Annotated in this window: 13 protein-coding genes; 10 read left to right on the top strand and 3 right to left on the bottom strand. The window is 61.6% G+C overall.

Going from position 1 to position 19652, the window contains the following annotated elements; genetic code table 11:
* Window positions 1-415 precede the first annotated feature (415 nt).
* Entirely contained in the window at window positions 416-2539 is a 2124-nt protein-coding gene (locus PD282_RS05540; protein WP_274649342.1) for a putative bifunctional diguanylate cyclase/phosphodiesterase, read from the top strand.
* 28 nt (window positions 2540-2567) lie between these two features.
* The gene (locus tag PD282_RS05545) at window positions 2568-2975 is read left to right on the top strand and encodes a gamma-glutamylcyclotransferase family protein (RefSeq protein WP_274649343.1); all 408 of its coding nucleotides are present in this window, start codon (window positions 2568-2570) and stop codon (window positions 2973-2975) included.
* Window positions 2976-3046: 71 nt separating this feature from the next.
* Here the strand turns inward: PD282_RS05545 and PD282_RS05550 are convergent, their stop codons facing one another.
* From PD282_RS05550 to PD282_RS05560, 3 genes are all read right to left on the bottom strand, one after another.
* Window positions 3047-3874, bottom strand: a complete 828-nt coding sequence (locus tag PD282_RS05550; protein WP_274649344.1) for a hypothetical protein — start codon at window positions 3872-3874, stop codon at window positions 3047-3049.
* A gap of 192 nt (window positions 3875-4066) precedes the next feature.
* Complete coding sequence (locus tag PD282_RS05555) at window positions 4067-5104, bottom strand: ribonucleotide-diphosphate reductase subunit beta (RefSeq protein ID WP_274649345.1); 1038 nt, start codon at window positions 5102-5104, stop codon at window positions 4067-4069.
* Between the two features lie 57 nt (window positions 5105-5161).
* Window positions 5162-7387: a ribonucleoside-diphosphate reductase subunit alpha gene (locus tag PD282_RS05560; RefSeq protein ID WP_274649346.1), complete on the bottom strand. Its 2226-nt coding sequence runs from the start codon at window positions 7385-7387 to the stop codon at window positions 5162-5164.
* A gap of 336 nt (window positions 7388-7723) precedes the next feature.
* On the opposite strand from PD282_RS05560, the gene PD282_RS05565 reads away from it, so the two are divergent.
* The 8 genes from PD282_RS05565 to PD282_RS05600 all read left to right on the top strand — a co-directional run bounded on the left by PD282_RS05565 (window position 7724) and on the right by PD282_RS05600 (window position 19644).
* The gene (locus tag PD282_RS05565) at window positions 7724-9379 is read left to right on the top strand and encodes a copper resistance CopC/CopD family protein (RefSeq protein ID WP_274649347.1); all 1656 of its coding nucleotides are present in this window, start codon (window positions 7724-7726) and stop codon (window positions 9377-9379) included.
* A gap of 44 nt (window positions 9380-9423) precedes the next feature.
* The gene (locus PD282_RS05570; protein ID WP_274649348.1) at window positions 9424-10272 is read left to right on the top strand and encodes a sensor histidine kinase; all 849 of its coding nucleotides are present in this window, start codon (window positions 9424-9426) and stop codon (window positions 10270-10272) included.
* 53 nt (window positions 10273-10325) lie between these two features.
* Window positions 10326-11066 (top strand): response regulator, encoded by a 741-nt coding sequence (locus PD282_RS05575; protein WP_274655061.1) that lies wholly within the window; start codon window positions 10326-10328, stop codon window positions 11064-11066.
* 115 nt (window positions 11067-11181) lie between these two features.
* Window positions 11182-11799 (top strand): YcnI family copper-binding membrane protein, encoded by a 618-nt coding sequence (locus tag PD282_RS05580; protein ID WP_274649349.1) that lies wholly within the window; start codon window positions 11182-11184, stop codon window positions 11797-11799.
* Window positions 11800-12354: 555 nt separating this feature from the next.
* Window positions 12355-13392, top strand: coding sequence for a phenylalanine--tRNA ligase subunit alpha (gene pheS, locus PD282_RS05585; RefSeq protein ID WP_274649350.1), 1038 nt, complete (start codon window positions 12355-12357; stop codon window positions 13390-13392).
* Window positions 13393-13743: 351 nt separating this feature from the next.
* The gene (pheT, locus tag PD282_RS05590) at window positions 13744-16185 is read left to right on the top strand and encodes a phenylalanine--tRNA ligase subunit beta (protein WP_274649351.1); all 2442 of its coding nucleotides are present in this window, start codon (window positions 13744-13746) and stop codon (window positions 16183-16185) included.
* A 271-nt stretch (window positions 16186-16456) separates the two neighbouring features.
* Window positions 16457-18901, top strand: a complete 2445-nt coding sequence (locus PD282_RS05595; RefSeq protein WP_274649352.1) for a cell division protein ZapA — start codon at window positions 16457-16459, stop codon at window positions 18899-18901.
* Window positions 18902-19158: 257 nt separating this feature from the next.
* Window positions 19159-19644, top strand: coding sequence for a MarR family winged helix-turn-helix transcriptional regulator (locus tag PD282_RS05600; RefSeq protein WP_274649353.1), 486 nt, complete (start codon window positions 19159-19161; stop codon window positions 19642-19644).
* Window positions 19645-19652: the final 8 nt, after the last annotated feature.

Genomic DNA, 19652 nt, shown 5'->3' on the forward strand with positions numbered 1-19652 from the left:
GCGTCGAATTCTCCTCCTGTTGCTTTGACGAGACGGAGCCGATAATAGTTTTAACGGACCCTTTTGCCGGATCGCGGACCCGCTTCCCAATAGGCAGAAAGTGGCTGGACAAGTTGAACCTCATGATACAAACTAGAGCTATTCGCCGAAAAATCGGATTATTATCTTTATCATTATAGCAAATCGATTGCGATGCAGGGTTAACGGCGGAATAGCAAATCGGATGCGAAGCAGGGCTAACGGCGGACATGGCGCCGCGAAGCGGACCGGGCTTCTTGCGGCTTGCCGGCCCCCTCACAGAGGCCCTAACGCCCGGGAACGTCCGATCGGAAGCGGGAAGCGCCCCGGGATACGCGCGAGATCAGGCATTAGGCATTACAGCACATCATGGGCTTCCATTTCGAAGGGGGATAACATGTCAATCAACCGGGCGGAAAAAAAGACCGTACTTGCGGTCATGAGCGCCTTCTTAAGCTTTATGCTGGTGCGTCTGCTTCATCGGGTATTGTACCACACCGTTCCGGAACGCGCGTATTTGTTCATCCATACGGCGATCGAGCTGCTGAGCTTCGCGGTCAGCTTTGCCATTCTGGTGCTCGGCTGGCTGTTTTTCGTCAAATCGCTGTCCCGTCATCGGCTTTATACCGCCGCCTTGTTCAGCGCCGTCGGCCTGCTCGATCTCTTCCATGCTTTGACAACGAAAGGCATGCCGTTCGAGCGTACGGTCGGCGGCATGCCGCTGGCGGCGCTGCTTGCCGCCTCCGCGCAGCTGATCGCGGCCGTCGGCCTGTTCGTTATTTTCCGCATTGGCGACCATCCGGTATCTGCCGGCCGCCGGCTGCCCGCGGTCAGCATTGCGATCGGCATCGGCGCGCTCACCGTTTCGTTCTTCCTGTCGCTGATCGAATGGCCGGCATTCGCGGGAACGGAGGGCGGCTCGCTAGCGGACTACGGCGGGTTGGTCACGACGGTCATTGCCGCCGCCGCTTATTTGCTCACGATCGGCATCCTGCTGTACCGCAACCGGAAGGAGCGGCCCGAGGCGCTGCTGACGATCGTACAGTCGCTCGTCTTTTTTTTGACCGCCACGCTGCAGCTGCATTTCTCGTCACACGCCGCCGACACCGACCTGCTGCTTGCCCATTGCTACCGGCTGGCCGGCTTTTATTTCTTGATGAAAGGCATTTATTTCGTCACGATCGAAGAGCCTTTCCGGCAGCAGAAACGGTCCGAATCGAAAATCAGCTACCTGGCTTATCACGACGAATTGACCGGCCTGCCAAATAGGCGGCTGCTCCATGAGCGGCTGAAGGCAGAGCTGCAGCGGGCGCGGCACCACCGCCGGAAGGTCGCGGTCATGCTGCTCGATCTCGACCGGTTCAAGACGTTCAACGACGCGCTCGGCCATCCGTTCGGGGACGACATGCTGCGCGCGGTTTCGCAGCGGTTGAAGCACGCGGCGGAAATGCCAGGCCGTGTGTTCCGCATGGGCGGCGACGAGTTCGTCCTCCTCCTGCCGGATTTGACGGAGCGGGAAACGGCGGAGCGGAAGGCGCAGGCGCTCATGAGCCTGTTCGACGCCCCGTTCGTGTTCGGCGAGGCGGAATATCATCTGACGGTCAGCGTCGGTCTTTCCTTCTTTCCGCAGGACGGCGAAAGCGCCGACGAGCTGCTTCGCAACGCCGACATCGCCATGTACCGCGCCAAAGAGAACCGCAACGAATATTCGACCTACGCATCCGAGATGAATGCGGAAGCTCACGAACGGCTGCGGCTCGAAAGCGATCTGCACCGGGCGCTCGAGCAGGAGCAGTTCACGCTCGCCTACCAGCCGCTTGTCAATTTGGCCACGGGCCGCGTCGTCGGCGTCGAAGCGCTTGTTCGCTGGCATCACCCTCAGCGCGGCCTGCTTCCTCCGGGCGACTTCATTCCGCTCACGGAGGAGAACGGGCTCATCCTGCCGCTCGGCGAATGGGTGCTCAAGGCGGCGTGCCTGCAAAACAAAGCGTGGCGGGAAGCGGGGCTGCCGCCGATGATCATGGCGGTCAATCTGTCGATGCGCCAGTTCAGGCAGCATCGGCTTGCGGAGCGCATCCGCGCGATTCTCGAGCAGACCGGCATGCCGCCCGAATATTTGGAGCTGGAAATTACGGAGAGCATGACGAGCGACGTGGAATTCGCCGCCGAAACGCTGGCCGGCCTGAAGGCGCTCGGCGTCAAAATCAGCATCGACGACTTCGGTACCGGCTACAGCTCGCTCCTTTATCTGAAGCGGTTCCCGATCGACAAGCTGAAAATCGACCGCTCTTTCCTCCGCGAGCTGACCGAGGACAGCAGCGACGCCGCAATCGTGACGACCATTACCTCGATCGCGAAGCACCTGAAGCTGAAGGTGACGGCCGAAGGCGTCGAAAACGACGAGCAAATCCGGTTTTTGCGCGAACGCCACTGCGAGGAAGCGCAGGGATACTATTATACGAAGCCGATCCCGGCGGGCTTGTTCGAAAACTGGTACCGGCACCGCGGCCAAACGGCTTGACGCGGAGGAAAGGAGCAGCTGTTTGCACATGCTTGACAGGATAAGCGTCTTTATTTACGGCTCGCTGATACCGGGCTTCGCCAATCATCGGGTTGTCGCCCCCTATCTGCTGGGAGCTCCCCGAGACGGGAGGGTGATCGGCCGGCTTGTCGACTTCGGCCCATATCCGGCGCTGCTGCGCGATAGGGAAGCGTACCGGCGCGGCTCTCTCATACGGGGGCTGTGGATTGCCGTCAGCCCGGAAGGACTGCGAAGCATGGACAAGCTGGAGGATTTCCGCGGAATCGGGGAAAACAACGATTATGAACGCGTATGGGCGACCGATACGGATGTGCCGGAGCGCCGCGGCTGGGTCTATGTCTGGGATTCGCCCCGCGGCTGCCCGGAAATCCCGGAAGATTATTGGCCCGATTATATGATCCGGAGAATGGCATGACAGCTGCTAAAGAAGGCTTTTAAACCCCCGGCTTAACGGAGCGTTTAAAAGCCTTTCTTGTTCAAAGCCGTTTATTGGGCGCAGCGCACCTGGCAGATGAGGCCGCTTGAATCACCCGCGCCGCCGGGAAGCGGCACCTTCTCGATTCGGAGGCCGGCTTTGCCGATTTGGATGACGGCCTTTCCGCTGCTCATGCCGAGCTCCAATTCGTACCGGTTGTTCGGTTCGGTGACGGACCGGGCCGATACGACCGTATAGAACATGCCGTACAAGAGCAGGGCGCACGCCGTGGAGTACACGCCGAGACGCCGGACCCGGTGCAGTACGGACGATCCGTCGTCCCGGTGAATCCGTCTGCGCCTGACCGATTGCCGCCACAGCAGGGCGGAGGATACGGCCAGAAACAGCGCCGCGATATCGGCCAGCTGCTTCCCGCCGCTCTCCGGCAGCGGCAAAGCCTCCTTGAAGGTGAACAGGAGCGAGCCGGCCGCCAGCGTCTGGACGGGCACGACGAGCGCCGGCTGCGCCGCCATGCGGCGTTTCGTCCGGTTGGAAGGCTCGCCCGGATCGTTCTCCGGGATCCGGCTGACCCGAAGCAGCCGCGGCACCGACAGGAAAGCGATGACGGTGCAGGGCAGCACGGTCAGCAGCACGATGAGCGCCGAGCTTTCCCAGTTCGAGAACCGGCTGATGGAGTCGTTATAGAAGGTGAACGCGATTTTGAATGCCGACAGCGCGCCGAGCACCGCGATCAGAGCGAGATTGACTTTTGCTGCGGTCCGCAAGGCGCCGACCGTTTTCCGATAGGCCAGACCGCCGGTTGAATGGCCGGCCAGCAGCGACACGAGCACGAAGGCGACCGTTACCGCGGCGTTCAGGCCAAGCATCGCTTGAGACATGGCTTCCATCCCCCGTTTTCGCTTATCTGGTACTATCATACCTCTTTTTGAAGGAGGATGAAATCAGCCGGAGGCGGGGATTGCCGCCCGACTTAAGTCCGGCTGCCGCTCGGCCCGCCGTACGATGCGCAAATTGCAAAAAAATCCCGGGCGGGCCGGTTCGTTCCGGCGCCCGGGATATTTGAAACGATTCTACAGATCGCCCCAGTTCAGGTTGGACGATTTGCTGTAGTTCGTCACCTTTTGTTCGAAGAAATCGGTTTTCATGCCGTTCATGTTGCTGAAGCTTTCAACCCATCTCATCGGATGCTCGCTGATTTCCGGGTAGAGAATGTCGAGTCCGAGCTTGCTCAGCCGTTCGTTGGACAGGAATTTGATGTATTGGTCGATGATCTCGTTGGTGATGCCGGCGATCTGATTGTTCGTAATATACTGACCCCACTCGATTTCGTTCTCGACCGCCGTGCGCATCATCTGCCGCAGCTCCTCGACGAATACCGGCGTGAACAGCTCCGGGTTCTCCTTGCGGATTTCGCGGAAAATGCCCTGGAACAGCGCCAAATGCGTAAGCTCGTCGCGCTGAATGTATTTGATCTCGGAGACGGTGCCGAGCATTTTGCCCTGGCGCCCGAGCGCGTAGAAGAAGCTGAAGCCGCTGTAGAAATAGATGCCCTCGAGAATATAGTTGGCCATGATCGTCTTCACCAAATTTTGCGACGACGGATTGGCGATGAAGTTCTCATACAAGTCGGTGATGAAGCGGTTGCGCTTCAGCAGGTTTTTGTCCTCGCGCCACAGGTTGTAAATCTGGTCGCGCACCTCGGCCGAGCAGACGCTGTCGAGAATGTACGAATACGACTGGCTGTGCACCGCTTCCTGGAAGGTGTGCACCGTCAGGCACAGGTTGACCTCCGGCGCGGTGATGTATTCGTTCACGTTCGGCAGATTGGCCGTCTGCAGCGAATCGAGGAAGATGAGGAAGCTGATGATTTTATCGTAGCTGTTGCGCTCGGAAAGGGTGAGATTGCGGTAATCCTTCGCATCCTGCGCCAGCGGAATTTCCTCCGGAATCCAGAAATTGTTCATCATCGTCCGGTACATTCGGGTCGCCCAGTCGTATTTCACGTTGTTCAGCTCGATCAGGTTCGTCGTGTTGCCGCCGATCATGCGGCGCTTGCCCCAGTCGCGGTCCCCGTCCTCGTTGAACAGCTTTTTCTTTTGCAGTTCCATGCTTGTCTGGCCCTCCTAATCAATGGTTGCCGAATCGGGCAGAAAAACTGCAGCGCGTTACGCGCTGCAGCTTACGCAATCTTCGACCTCGAGGCTTTTGTTGCGGCAGTAGTACACGGTTTTGAGCCCATTCTCCCAGGCGGCGACGTACAGGTCGAGGAACGCCTTCGCCGTATACTCCGGCGTGATGTAGAGGTTGAACGACTGGGCCTGGTCAATATGGCGCTGGCGCCGGCCGGCGGCCTTGATGCTCCAGTGCTGGTCGATATGGTGGGCTTCCTTATACAGCCAGAACGTTTCCTCGCTCAAATTCGGCGCCGTCTGCGGGATAACCGCATTTTTCTTCTCTTCGACGAAAAATTTGTTGAAAATCGGGTCGATGCCGGCCGTCGAGCCGGAGATCAGCGAGGTCGAAGCCGTCGGCGCGATCGCGAACATCCAGGCGTTGCGCACGCCGTGCTCGGCCACGTCCGCCTTCAGCTGCTGCCACATCGGGCTGTCGTAGCCGCGCCGGGCAAAATATTCGCCCGTCTGCCATTCGCTGCCCTCGAACGCCTGGTACGTTCCTTTCTCGCGGGCGATATTCATCGACGCCTTGACCGCGCAGTAGTTGATCCATTCGTACAGCTCGTCCGCTTTCTCGAGATGCTCGTCCGACTCCCAGGCAATCCCGTTCAAGGCGAGCCACTGATGATAGCCGCTCGTGCCGAGGCCGACGGCGCGGTATTTGCGGTTCGTGATTTCCGCCTGCGGAATCGGATAATGGTTCAAGTCGATGACGTTGTCCATCATCCGCATCTGGCAGGAGACGACCTCCTCGATTTCCTCCTTCGTCCGGGTCCGGCCGAGGTTGAGGGAGGACAGGTTGCAGACGACGTAGTCGCCGCTTTTGATCTGCGTCGTAATAATGCCGTCCTCGTGCGTCGTCGAGACGTATTCGGTCGGGCTCATATTCTGGCAAATCTCCGTGCACAGGTTGGAGCAGTAGATGATGCCTTTATGCTTGTTCGGGTTCGCGCGGTTGACCGTGTCGCGGAAGAAGACGAACGGCGTCCCCGTCTCGAACGAGCTGGTCAGGATGCGCTTCATGATTTCGATCGCCGGAATTTCGTCGTGGGACAGGCTCGGATGGGCGACGCACTCCTCGTAGCGGCGCTCCCACTCCTCGCCCCAGGAATCCTCCAGCGACCAGCCCATGTAGGTGCGCACCTCATGCGGATCGAACAGGTACCATGATTCGCGTTCCTGCACCTTCTTCATGAACAGGTCCGGAATGCAGACGCCGGGGAAAATATCGTGCGCCTTCATCCGGTCGTCGCCGTTGTTCGTCTTCAGGTTCAGGAAGTCGAGAACGTCTTTATGCCACACATCGAGGTAGACCGCGACGGCGCCGGAACGGACGCCGAGCTGGTCGACCGCGACCGCGGTGTTGTTGTAGTTCTTGATCCACGGCACGACGCCGCCGGCGACGCCCTTGTATCCGCGGATGTTGGAGCCGCGGCTGCGCACCTTGCCGACGTAGATGCCCATGCCGCCGCCGAATTTCGAAACCTGCGCGAAGCTGGAGTCGACATTATAGATACCCCACAGGTTGTCCGGCACCGTGTCGATAAAGCAGCTCGACAGCTGGTGGAACGGCTTGCGCGCGTTTGCGAGCGTCGGCGTCGCGACCGTCATCTGCAGGCGGCTCAGCACGTCGTAAAATTTGCGCGCCCAGGCCAGCTTGTCCTTTTCCTTCATCGCCAGATGCATCGCCACGCCCATGAACAGCTCCTGCGGCAGCTCCAGCACTTCGCCGTTGAAGCCTTTGATCAGGTAGCGGTCGGCCAGCGTTTTGAGTCCGATATAATTGAATAAATAATCGCGTTCGGGCTGGATGTAGTTGCCGAGCTCGCGGATTTCGTCCCGGGAGTAATGCTCGAGTATGTATTTGCCGTAAAAGCCCTTCTCGGTCAAGTAGGTGATGAGCGAATAAAAGTCCCCGTAGCCGAAATACCCGTATTTGCGGTTAATGGCCGACTCCTTGTACAGGTCGTATACGAGCAGCTTGGCGGCGACGTACTGCCAGTTCGGTTCCTCGATGCTCGTCTTCTCGACGGCGACCTGAATGAGCGTGCGCTGAATTTCTTTCGTCGTAATGTTGTTGCGGAAATAAGGCAGCAGAGCGGTCTCGAGCTCGAGCGGGTCGCAGTCGGCATAGCCGGCGCACGAGAAATCGATAACCTTCTTCAGCTTCGAAAAGATGAGTTCCTCTTTCTGGCCGTTGCGCTTGATAATATCCACGAGAGCGTGTCACTCCTTGTCGAATAACGTCGTTCAAAACAGGCAAACACACAATATATAGATTAGCAAAATCTAAATTACACCAATATATAGTGGGAGTCAAGGCATGCCGTTCGACACCGGAGAGCCTGAAAAACGGATGAAAACTTGCGGAAACTGGGAGTTAAAAAACCGCCCTTTTTGTCAAGACGTCAAAAAAAATATTTATTCCGCTCATAAAACGTTCATATTCTCGGGTTGGAGTTCCGCTCGGCGGTTTAGTAAACTGAAATCGTCTAACGTTCGTATGCTTATATGCAGAACGAATCGAACGGAGAGGATGTGCTCTTTTCCCCCATGCCTAAGTCTATGAAACAAGCCGTCATTTCCGCCATGCGCCGCCGCGCCGCCTGGGCGCTGCTGGTGCTGGCCGCGCTGCTCGTCGTGTTTCCGTCCGCCGTGTCCGCGCATGCGGAGCTCGAGCAGGCGGTTCCGCTGCCGAACAGCCAGCTGAAAGCCGGTCCGCAGGAGGTCAGCTTGAGTTTTAGCGAAGGGATCGACCCGGAAGCGCTCGGCCTTGAGGTGCTCGACTCCAAATCCCGGTCCGTCACGTCGGCCAAGCCGGCGATCAGCAAGGACCATAAAACATTGACGCTCGCCCTGCCGAAGCTCGGCGACGGCGTGTATACCGTATCGTTCCAGATCATTTCGGCGGATTCGCACCCGGTTAGCGGCTCCTACGTTTTCGTCGTCGGGACGCCTCCTCCGGGCTTCGACGCATCGGATTTCAATCCGCACGCGCAGCTCGGCCACGAAGGCCACGAAGCGGAAACCCAGGTATCGTCCAAACAGTTTATCCTGTACGCGGTGCGCATCGCTTACTATGCCGCCCTGCTGCTTGCCGCGGGGCTTGCGATCTGGTCGCTGTTTATGCGCAAGAAAAGCGAAACGCTCGCCGAAACGTTCAAAAAATGGGAAAAGCTGTCGATGCGCGCGCTCATTGTGGCGGTGCTGCTGTTCGTTTTTATCCACGCCAACGATCTCTTGAGCGGCTACCCGTCCAGCCAGTATAAGCAGCTGTTTCTGGAAACGGCCGTCGGCCGGGAGTGGATCGCCCTGATCGCGCTCGCCGCCGCCGGCTTTGCGACGCTGCGGCTGCATGCCGCCTCGAAGGCGGTGTGGGCGGCCGCCGTGCTCGGCCTGGAGAGCTGGGTCGGCCACGCGTCCGTCTTCAACCCGAAATGGGGCACGGTGCTGATGGACTTCGTCCATTTGACGGCCGCCGCCCTGTGGACCGGGGGACTGGCGCTGCTGCTCGCCCTTTGGGCCGCCGACCGGAAGGAGGCGGGTAGGTTTGCGGCGCGCTTCTCGCGGGTGGCGCTGCTGTCGATCGCGGCGCTTGTGCTGACGGGCGCCGGCATGACGCTGCTGTTCCTACCGTCGCTGCGCTATTTGTTCTACACCGCCTGGGGTACGCTGCTGCTGATCAAGACCGGCCTTGTCGTGCTGGTCATCGCAACGGGCGCGTTCCTGCACCTGCGGGTGCGGCGGGGGGACCTGCCGGCCTTCGCGCTGCTGCGCGCCGATGCCGGGCTGATGGCGCTCATTATCGCCGTCGCCGCGATTTTCACCTATACCAGCCCGCTGCCGGCGAACGAACCGGTCTACTATCACCAGATGGGGACCGACATGCATATGACGCTGAGCATTTCTCCGAACAAGCCGGGCAACAATGAATTTATCGTCAAAATCTGGCTGCCGGACAAACTGGGAACGCCGAAGTCGGCGTCGCTCCGCCTGATTTCCAAGGACAGGGCGGAGGTAGGGCCGATCGACGTGCCGGTCAAGCCGTTCAAGGATACGGAAATCACGACCTTCGAAGGTTACGTCAGAACGGCCTACAAGGCGGAGGGCCCGTATATCCCGTTTGCCGGGAAGTGGGAAGCGGAGGTCAGCGTCATGGATAAGGACGACAACGTGCATGTGGAGCGGTACGATTTCCGCAACTATTAACCGGCGCGTTCCGCGCGGCCGGGTGAAAGGCGGCGAAGCGGAGCATGCCGTATAAAAGAATCAAGCGGCTCATTCTGTGGATCCCCCCGCTGGCGATCGCGCTGTGGGAATACATGCGGCACGCTTTTCTGCTGCCGTACATCTCGATGGGGCTCGGCAATTTGCTTACGCCGGTGCTGGCGCTGCTACTGACGCTGACCGTCATGCGGCGCCTGTTTCGAATGCTGGAGGCGACGAGCGAGTCGCTGCAGCGGGAACGGTCGGCCAAGGCGGCGCTGCTCGAGCGCGAGCGGCTGGCCCGCGAGCTTCACGACGGCATTTCGCAGTCGCTTTTTCTGCTGGCGGTCAAGCTTGACAAGCTGGAGCACGCCGAGGACGGGGAGCAGGTGCGCGAGACGGCGGAGCAAATCCGCAAAACGGCGAAGCATATGTACGACGACGTCCGGCAGTCGATCGCGAGTCTTCGCGGCGAGCCTACGGGCGAGGAAATGCAGTGGATGGACGCCGTGCGGCAGATGGCCGAACAGCTTGGCCAGGGCGGTCTGCGGACCGAGCTGGATTGGCGGCTTCCGGATACGCAGCTGACCGACAAGGAGAAGGTCGAGCTGCTGGCCATCGTCCGCGAAGCGATGATGAACGTGGAGAAGCATGCCCGCGCCTCGCGGCTCGCCGTGCACGCCGCCGCGGAGCCCGTGGACGGCGGAGGTTTCCGCGTCACGGTGGAGGACGACGGCGTCGGCGCCGACGAGCGCGAGCTGAACGCGAGAGGCCGGTACGGCGTCCGCATGATGCGGGACCGGGCGGCGGCGATGGGCTGGCGCTTTGAGATCCGGCCGGCGGGCCAGGAGGCTGCCGGGACCGTCGTCGAGGTCGCCAAGACGGACGGGCGTTAACAAGCGGGAACGGAGGTGGAGCGGTGGAGGAACGGAGCGGGCGCGTCCGCGTCATGATCGCGGACGACCATCCCCATGGCCGGGAGGGGATACGCGACATTTTGGAGAGGGACGCGTCCTTCGAGATCGTCGGCGAAGCGGAGGACGGCGAGCAGGCGGTACGGCTGGCCGCCGCGCTGGCGCCCGATTTGATCCTGATGGACATCCGAATGCCGAACGTGAACGGGATGGCGGCGACCGCCCGCATTAAAGCGGCCGATCCGCAGGTGAAAATCGTCATGGTGACGGTGTCCGACGACATCGCCGATCTGTTCGAGGCGATCAAGCACGGCGCGCAGGGCTATCTGCCGAAAAACGTGTCGCCTTCCGCCTGGCTCGAATATTTGCGCGCGGTAGCCGTCGATGAGACGCCGATGCCGAAGGAGCTCGCCTTCCGGCTGCTGCAGGAATTTACCGCCGGCCGCACCGAGACGAAGCGGCGGAGCGACGAAGCCGGGGCGCCGCTGCGGCGGGGAAGCGGCCCGGCTGCGGGAGCGCAGCGTCCGGGCGGAATCGACGCGTCCGCCAAAGCGCAGGAAATCGACGCGTCCGGCCGGACGCCGTTAACCCCGCGCGAACGTGAAATATTGGAACGGGTCGCGCAGGGCGAATCGAACCGGCAAATTGCCGAAACGCTCGGCATCTCCGAGCATACGGTGAAAAACCATCTCAAGAGCATTTTGCAAAAGCTGCATCTGGACAACCGCGTCCAGCTCACCCGTTATGCGTTCGAGCGCGGCTGGATGGACCGGTAACCGGGCGTCACCGAACCGACACAGGACGGTAGCTCTTTCGAGTCATGTTTGCGCGTTTCCGCTCTTCTATAATAAAACCGATCGAACAGATAACCGGATGGAGGGGCAAGAGAACATGATTCTTTTTAAAAAATGGACCGTGCCGGCCGCCGCGCTGCTGTCGCTGGTCCTGTTCGCGGGGATTGCCAGCGCGCACGTGTCGGTTCAGCCGGCGCAGACGACGCAGGGCGCGTACGAAGTCTTCTCGGTGCGCGTGCCGAGCGAGGAAGAGAACGTGACGACCAAAAGCGTGAAGGTAACGGTGCCGTCCGGGGTCAGCGTCACCCGCGTGGAGCCGCATGACGGCTGGAAGGTTCAGCTGGATCAAAATGAGGACGGCTCGTTCAAGACGATTACGTGGACCGCGGAAGGCGCAGGCCTGGCGCAGACGGAGTTTACCGATTTCCGGATGCAGGGCCGGGTGGCGGACAACGCGACGCAGCTCGTCTGGAAAGCGTACCAGACGTACAGCGACGGCAAGGTCGTCGAATGGACCGGCGCGCCGGATGCCGATCATCCCGCGTCGGTGACGACGGTCGAAGCGGCCGTGGGCGGCGATCCTGCGCAAGCGGCGGGAGAAGCGGCCGGCGGGAGCGACGCGAAGGAGAATGCTGCGCTCGTCCTGGCGATTGCCGGCGTCGTGCTGGGCGCCGCCGCGCTCGTCCTGGCCGCCGTCAAACGGCGCCGGGCGTGAGCGGACCGGCGGACCTCCGCGCCGATACGGGTTTGCGGCAATGACGCCTAGACGCGGCGCGGGAACGCAAAGGGCGGGAACACGCCGGTCCGCCCGGTCTGGCTGCCCCGGAATTTGGGGTCGCGGAGAGGACGGTGCATGGGCCTAAGCCGCGGCAGTTGCATAAGCGCCTGTCATTGTTTATAATAGTGAATTAGCTTATGTTTGATAGCTTGACATGCGATGACGGAGAAAAGTAGGCAGCGGTTCGCGCACAGGGAGAAGACGCCGGAGATTGAGAGCGTCTTTGCGGATACGGCCGCAGCTGAAGTTCGCTCCCGAGCAGACTCTTGAACGGCGTTCTTCGTCCGGTTCGGACGGCGCCGCAGTAGGGAAGTCCGGGTTCGGCCCGTTACAGCCGGCAGAAGGGATTTTCGCAGCCTCGCATGGGCCGTCCGGATGAGACGGAGATTCGATCGGCGCGCAAGTCCGAATTAGGGTGGTACCACGGTTCTTTCGTCCCTTTTGGGGAGAAGGAGCCTTTTTTTATTTTTTATGGCGGAAAGGATGGGAACGATGAAGGAACGATTGGAAGCATTGCGGACGGAAGCGCTGCAGGAGCTGGAGCGCGTCGACAGCCCGCAGCGCTTGAGCGACCTGCGGGTCAAGTATTTGGGCAAAAAGGGCGCGCTGACCGAGATTTTGCGCGGCATGGGAGCCTTAAGCGCCGAGGAGCGGCCGGTAATCGGCCAAGTCGCCAACGACGTCCGGGCGGCGATCGAGCAGGTGATCGAAGCGAAGCAGGCGGCGTTCCAGCAGGCCGAGACGGAAAACCGGCTGCGCGCCGAGACGATCGACGTGACGCTCCCGGGAAAGCGGCCGCCTTCGGGTGCGGTGCATCCGCTGAACAAGGTGGCGCAGGAGATCGAAGACATTTTCATCGGCCTCGGCTATACGATCGCGGAAGGCCCCGAGGTGGAGACGGACTTCTACAACTTTGAGGCGCTCAATCTGCCGAAGGATCATCCGGCGCGCGACATGCAGGATTCGTTTTATATTACGGACGAAATCCTGATGCGCACCCATACGTCGCCGGTGCAGATCCGGACGATGAGGGCGATGGACGGCAAGACGCCGGTCAAAGTTATTTGCCCGGGCAAAGTATACCGACGCGACGACGACGACGCGACGCATTCCTTCCAGTTCAACCAGATCGAAGGGCTGGTCGTCGGACCGAACATCCGCATGAGCGATCTGAAGGGAACGCTGCTCCAGTTCGTGCAGCTGATGTTCGGCAGGCAGGCGCAAATCCGGCTGCGGCCGAGCTTCTTCCCGTTCACCGAGCCGAGCGCCGAGGTTGACGTCACCTGCGTGCAGTGCGGCGGTCACGGCTGCCGGATGTGCAAGCATACCGGCTGGCTGGAAATACTCGGCTGCGGCATGGTCCATCCGCGGGTGCTGGAATACGGCGGCTACGATCCGGAGAAAGTGAGCGGCTTCGCCTTCGGCATGGGCGTGGAGCGAATCGCGCTGCTGAAGTACGGCATCGATGATATTCGCCATTTTTACACGAACGATCTGCGTTTTCTGGGCCAGTTTGTCCGAATGTCCTGACGCGCGGAAAACTTATGCTTGCGAAGCGAATTTTCGGCTTGCAGTGGCTCAAGGAGCGAACGCAGAAAATTTAAAGCGTATAGAAGCGGGCTTTCTGCTTTGCAGAAAACTTAAAGTAAAAGCTTGCGAGGCGAGTTTTCTGCTCCGCAGAAAACTTTTAGCCTATGCTTGCGATGCAAGTTTTCTGCTCCGCAGAAAACTTTAGCTTATGCTTACGAAGTTAGTTTCTTCTCTGCAGAAAACTTTAGCTTATGCTTACGAAGTTAGTTTTCTGCTCCGCAGAAAACTTTTAGCCTATGCTTGCGATGCAAGTTTTCTGCTCCGCAGAAAACTTTTAGGAGGGTGCAAACGATGAAGGTTTCCTATAAATGGCTTAACGAATATATCGATTTGGACGGCTATGACGGGCAGCGGCTTGCGGAGCTGATGACGGCCGGCGGTATCGAAATCGACGTCGTCGAGAATCGGAACAAGGGCGTATCCGGCGTCGTGACCGGCCATGTGCTGACGCGCGAGAAGCATCCGGACGCCGACAAGCTGAGCGTCTGCACGGTGGATGTCGGCGGCGGCCAGCCGCTGCAGATCGTCTGCGGGGCGAAAAACGTCGCGGCGGGCCAGCTCGTACCGGTCGCCACCGTCGGCGCTAAGCTGCCGGGCGACTTCGCGATCAAGAAGGCAAAGCTGCGCGGCGTCGAATCGCAGGGCATGATCTGCTCGGCCAAAGAACTCGGCCTGAACGACAAGCTGCTGCCGAAGGAGCAGCAGGAGGGTATCCTCGTGCTGCCGGAAGGAACGCCGGTCGGCAAGCCGATCCAGGATGTGCTGGCACTGGACGACGAGGTGCTCGAGCTCGATTTGACGCCGAACCGCTCGGATTGCCTCAGCATGCTTGGGGCCGCTTACGAGGTCGGCGCCCTGACCGGACGTCCCGTCAAGCTGCCGGAGACGCGCATTAACGGTGCCGCCGAGCATGCGGAGGGCCGCCTGTCCATCGAGATCGAGGCGCCGGAGCTGTGTTCCCACTATGCGGCGCGCTATATCAAGGGCGTGAAAATCGGCCCGTCGCCGCAATGGATACAGAACCGGCTTATCGCCGCCGGCGTGCGGCCGATCAGCAACGTCGTCGATATTACGAACTTCGTCATGCTCGAATACGGCCAGCCGCTGCATGCGTTCGACGCCGGCAAAGTAAGCGGCGGCCGCATTGTCGTCCGGCTCGCCCGCGAAGGGGAAACGATGCTGACGCTGGACGGCCAGGAGCGCAAGCTCGAGCCGAACATGCTCGTCATTACCGACGGCCAGCAGCCGATCGCGCTCGCCGGCGTGATGGGAGGGGCCAATTCGGAGGTGACGGCGGATACGGTGGATATTTTGCTCGAATCGGCCCGCTTCGAAGGCGGCACCGTCCGCAAAACGTCGCGCCGGCTCGGCCTTCGCTCGGAATCGAGCCTGCGCTTCGAGAAGGGCGTCGATCCGGCGCGCGTCATACCGGCGCTGGACCGCGCGGCCGCGCTGATGGCGCAATACGCGGACGGCCACGTGCTGGACGGCATCGTTCAAGCGGGCGCGCCGCTTCCGCATCAGACGGCCGTGCAGGTCTCGCTGCAAAAAATCAACCGCTATCTCGGGACCGATTTGTCAAAGCTGGAGACGGAAACGATTTTCGGCCGGCTCCAGTTCTCGTTCGAACTTTCGCCGGACGGGGTGTTTACGGTGCAGGTGCCGTCCCGCCGCGGCGATATTACGCGCGACGTCGATTTGATCGAGGAGGTCGCGCGGCTTCATGGCTACGATGAAATTCCGACGACGCCGATCGAAGGGGAAACGACGCCCGGCGCGCTGACGAAGCCGCAGGCCGTTCGCCGCGAGCTGCGCCGGCAGCTGACGTCGGCAGGATTGAACGAAGTGGTATCCTATTCGTTCACGCATCCGGGCCGGACCGTGCTGTTCCCGGCGCTGTCCGGCGGCTCGCAGCCGGTGCGGCTGGCGATGCCGATGAGCGAGGACCGCAGCGTGCTGCGCACGAGCCTGCTGCCGCAGCTGCTCGAAACGGCGGCGTATAACCGCAACCGCAAAAACGACGACGCGGCGATTTTCGAAATCGGCAGCGTCTTCCATACCGACGAGGAGAAGCTGACCCGGCTGCCGCACGAGAAGCACCGGCTGGCCGTCCTGCTGACGGGGAACCGGATCTCCGCGGCGTGGAACCGGAAAGCGGAGGCCGCCGATTTTTACGTTGTAAAAGGCATGTTCGAATCGCTCGCCGAGAAGCTGGGCGTCGAGCGGCTCATCTCTTATGAGGCGGCACAGCCGGCGGATATGCATCCCGGGCGGACGGCTGCGGTCGTGCTGGAAACCGAGCGAGGCCGGGAGACGATCGGGTATTTGGGTCAGCTGCATCCGGACGTGCAGCTGGCGCACGATCTCGGGGACGTGTTCGTGCTGGAGGTTGAGCTCGAGCCGCTGTACGACGCCGCCGATTTCAGCATCGCGTACCGGCCGCTGCCGCGTTATCCGGCCATCCAGCGGGATATTGCCGTCGTCGTCGACCGGCAGGCGGAAGCGGGCAAGCTGCTGGAAGCGGCAGGAAGCGCGGCAGGCGGCCTGCTGGAGTCGGTCCGGGTGTTCGACGTGTTCACGGGCGAGCGGCTGGGCACGGACAAGAAAAGCGTGGCGCTGTCGCTCGTCTACCGGCATCCGGAGCGGACGCTGACCGACGAGGAGGCGGCGGAGCTGCACGGCCGCGTGGTGCAAAAATTAGAACAATCTTTTGGAGCGGAATTGCGCAAATAGGCAGGAGATGTCCCGCGCCGCATCGAATTAGTTCCTAGCGAACCGATCGATGCGGCTGTTTTGCGTTTTTCGGGTCCGTATTTGGATTGCCGCGTACGCATGGTTACGGCATCGTGTTGATTCGAATCCTATAAATGAACGATATAGACGATGTACTGTACAGCTGCACGTTCTGCCGCAATAAACGGCATCAGCCGGCTGCAGAAGCCGCAAACAAAAAGGCGGCTTGAATCGTTTGGTTTTGTATAACGCTAAGGAGGAAGTGCTTTACATGGATGGTGCCGGTCGGACACGGGTGACGGTCGATATATATGGCAATCAGTTTACAATGACGGGGAGCTCGAATCCCGAATATATTCGGCGGATCGCCGCTTTGGTGGACGAGAACATGCATAAGCTCGCCAAAGGGTATCCCCAACTCGACGTGCCGCGAATTTCCATGCTGGCGGCCGTCCATATGGCGGAGGACGTTTTCCGGCTGACCGCCGAAAACGAGCGGATGCACGAGACGGAACGGCGCCTCCGCGAAGCGTCGGCGAAGCTGGAGCAGGCGCAGCGGCAGGTTGAGGAGCTGAACGAGACGTATTTGTCGCTGGAAGCCGCCTTGCAGGAGGAACTGAAGCAGTCGCGCGAAACGGCGCGCGCGGAGCTGGCGCAGGCGCGTGCGGAAGCTGCGGACGAGCTTCGTGCGGCGAAGACAGAGGCGCAGGAGAAGCTGGAGACGGCTCAGCTGGAGGCCGAAGCGAAGCTGGAGGCGGCGCAGGCCGAGCTTCAAGAAGCGCTGCGGCAGGCTGCGGAGGAGCTCGAGCGTACGCGGGCCGAGGCGCTCGAAGAGCTGGAGCTCGAGCGCGAAATCGCGCGCGAGGAGCTGGAGCGCGTCAGCATGGAGCTGACGGGCCGCTACGAGCAGGAGCGGGAGCGGCGCGAGGCGGAAGCGGCCGACGCGGCCGGCCGTCTTGACGAAGAACGGGAGCGGCATGCGGCGGAGGAAGCCAAAGCGCAGGCGGAGCTCGCCGAAACGCGCGATTCGCTGACGGCGGAGCTGGAGCGCGTGCGCGCCGAGGCGGAAAGCGGGCTGCGGCAGGCGCACGCGGAGGCGGAAGCGCAGCTGAAGCAGGCGGCTGCGGCCGCCGAAGCGGAGAAGGTGCAGCTGCGCGAGCGCTCGGAGGCCCGGCACGCGCAGGTCCGCGCGGAGGCGGAGGCAAAGCTCGCCGGTGCGCGGCAGGAAGCGGAGGCGGCGATGTCGCAGCTGCGCGAGAAGGCGGAGGCCGAGCTGGCGCAGGCGAAAGCTGACGCGGAGGCGGCGCTCTCCGCCCTGCGCGCCGAGGCGGACAGCCGGCTGGCGGAGGTGCAGGAAGAAGCGCAGCTGGAGCTGGAGCTGGAGCGCGACGCGGCGCGCGAGGAGCTGGAGCGGACCCGCGCCGAGCTGCAGCAGCAGCTTGCCGAGGCGCGCGAGCAGGCGCAGACGGAGCTCGAGCGCGTGCGGCAGGCGGCGCGCGAGCGGATGGAGCGCGTCCGGTCGGAAGCCGCGCAGGCTGCGGCCCAGGCGGGGGCGGAGGCCGCAAGGCAGCTCGCCGAGGTGCGCGAAGCGGCGCAGACGGAGCTGGAGCGCGTCCGCTCGGAGGCGGCCAACGCGCTGGAGCAGGCGGCGTCGGAAGCCGCCGAGGCGCTCGAACGCGAGCGCGAACGCCATGCGGCGACGCTCGGCGCGGAGCGGGAGACGGCGCAGGCGATGCTGGGCCAGGCGCTGCGCGAGGCCGAAGAGGAAGCGGCCGCGCTGAAGGCCGAATTCGCCGCCGAGCGGGCGGCGCTTGAGGCTGCGGCGCGCAGCGAAACGAAGCGGCTGAGCGAGGAACGCGAGCGGGAGCGCGATGCGTGGGAGCAGGAGCGGACGCAGCTGGCGCTCCGGCTGGAGGAGACGCGGCGGGAGCTCGCGGCCGTGCAGGAAGCCGCCGCGGCGGCGCAGGACGACGCCGAGCTGCTGGCGATGGAGGCGGCCGAGCAGGAGGAAGCGCTTCGCTCGTCGCTGGCCCGGCTCGAGGAGGAGCTGCGGGAGCGCAGCCGGCAGGCCGACGAGCTGCAGAACACGCTGCACGAGCTGAGGCAGCGGGATACTCGACGCAGCGGGCAGCTGCAGCAGCAGGAGGAGCAGCTCGGCAAGCTGCGGAACCAGCTTGCCGAGGCCCAGAAAGCGGCCGACCAGTCCGGCCGGCAGCTGCATCAAGCGCTGGAGCAGCTCAGCGGGCTGAAGGCGGAAGCGGAGCAGCGGGTGGCGCGCGAGCGCGAGCTTCGCGGCAGGCTGGAGGCGGCGGAAGCGCGGGCGGCCGAAGCGGCCGGGGAAGCGGAGCGTTTGGCCGAGGAAATGGACCGGAAAATCGCGGAGGCCGCTGCGGAAATGGCCGCCCGGGAGGCGCACGCATCGGCCGAAATCGAGCTTGCCCACCGGCAGGCCGCCGCCTATGCCGAAGCCGAAGCCGGCATGCGCGAGCAGCTGCTGCAGAGCGAAGGCGAAGCGGCTGAAGCGCAGGCGAAGGCGCAGCAGCTGCTCGACCGGCTGGGCGCCGCGGAAGCTGCGCTGAATAAGGCGCAGCTGACGACCGTCGAGCTGACCCGGGCGCACGAGGAGCTGCGGACGGAGCATGCGAAGCTGCAATCCGAGTACGCGAAGCTGCAGACCGAATATAACGAGTGGATCGAGCTGATCGACAAAATCTAAACGAAAAAATATGTTGAACAGAACTTATCCCTCTGCTTAAATGAATAAAACGAAAAAACGGCCTCGTTGCGGACAGAGGCCGTTTTATCGTGTGCTTGTTGTTTGAAATTCACCGTACATGGCGGGCTTCTTCCGGGCCGCGCCCGGAGCAAGCGCCGGTTAGTCGCGTGCGTTTCAATCCAATCCTTGCCAATACTACGAAATCGTAGTATTATGAACAAAAGGAAATTTTTTAAAATCAGTAAGGGGAGTAGACGATGTTTGATCGGATGAGAGAGCTCTTCTTGCAAAACGGTCTTCGGCCTTTGAGCTTTTTGTCGGAGACGGCCGAGCTTGACCGGAAAGTGAACCGTTCCGAGCTTACGGCGCTGCTGGTTCTGCATTTTCGAGGACAGCTGACGATGTCCGCGCTTGCCTCGCATCTCGGTGTTCCGCTAAGCACGGCGACCAGCCTGGTTAAGAGGCTTGTGCGCAAGGAGCTTGTCGACCGCAGGCAATCGGCAAAGGATCAGCGCGTGATGCTTGTCGAGCTTACCGGAGAAGGCCTGGAGCTCGCCATGCAGGTCAAGGCGGTTATGGACGGAATGCTCGCCCGTATTCAGAGCGCGCTGAGCCAAGAGGAGCTGGAGCAGCTCCTGTCCCTGGCCGTAAAGGCTCTGAGGGCGGTGCAGAGCAAGGGGAGTGATGAGACGAAGGGAACGTCAACGAATGCTTCATTACGCAGAATTGAGATTGACGATTAGCGGCAGGC

The organism is Paenibacillus humicola, assembly GCF_028826105.1.
GTDB lineage: Bacteria > Bacillota > Bacilli > Paenibacillales > Paenibacillaceae > Paenibacillus_Z > Paenibacillus_Z humicola.

Excerpts from the sequence above, each read along its gene's own strand:
- PD282_RS05540 (WP_274649342.1), top strand. The coding sequence starts at position 416 with ATGTCAATCAACCGGGCGGAAAAAAAGACCGTACTTGCGGTCATGAGC.
- PD282_RS05545 (WP_274649343.1), top strand. The coding sequence starts at position 2,568 with ATGCTTGACAGGATAAGCGTCTTTATTTACGGCTCGCTGATACCGGGC.
- PD282_RS05550 (WP_274649344.1), bottom strand. The coding sequence starts at position 3,874 with ATGTCTCAAGCGATGCTTGGCCTGAACGCCGCGGTAACGGTCGCCTTC.
- PD282_RS05555 (WP_274649345.1), bottom strand. The coding sequence starts at position 5,104 with ATGGAACTGCAAAAGAAAAAGCTGTTCAACGAGGACGGGGACCGCGAC.
- PD282_RS05565 (WP_274649347.1), top strand. The coding sequence starts at position 7,724 with ATGCCTAAGTCTATGAAACAAGCCGTCATTTCCGCCATGCGCCGCCGC.
- PD282_RS05570 (WP_274649348.1), top strand. The coding sequence starts at position 9,424 with ATGCCGTATAAAAGAATCAAGCGGCTCATTCTGTGGATCCCCCCGCTG.
- PD282_RS05575 (WP_274655061.1), top strand. The coding sequence starts at position 10,326 with ATGATCGCGGACGACCATCCCCATGGCCGGGAGGGGATACGCGACATT.
- PD282_RS05580 (WP_274649349.1), top strand. The coding sequence starts at position 11,182 with ATGATTCTTTTTAAAAAATGGACCGTGCCGGCCGCCGCGCTGCTGTCG.
- pheS (WP_274649350.1), top strand. The coding sequence starts at position 12,355 with ATGAAGGAACGATTGGAAGCATTGCGGACGGAAGCGCTGCAGGAGCTG.
- pheT (WP_274649351.1), top strand. The coding sequence starts at position 13,744 with ATGAAGGTTTCCTATAAATGGCTTAACGAATATATCGATTTGGACGGC.
- PD282_RS05595 (WP_274649352.1), top strand. The coding sequence starts at position 16,457 with ATGGATGGTGCCGGTCGGACACGGGTGACGGTCGATATATATGGCAAT.
- PD282_RS05600 (WP_274649353.1), top strand. The coding sequence starts at position 19,159 with ATGTTTGATCGGATGAGAGAGCTCTTCTTGCAAAACGGTCTTCGGCCT.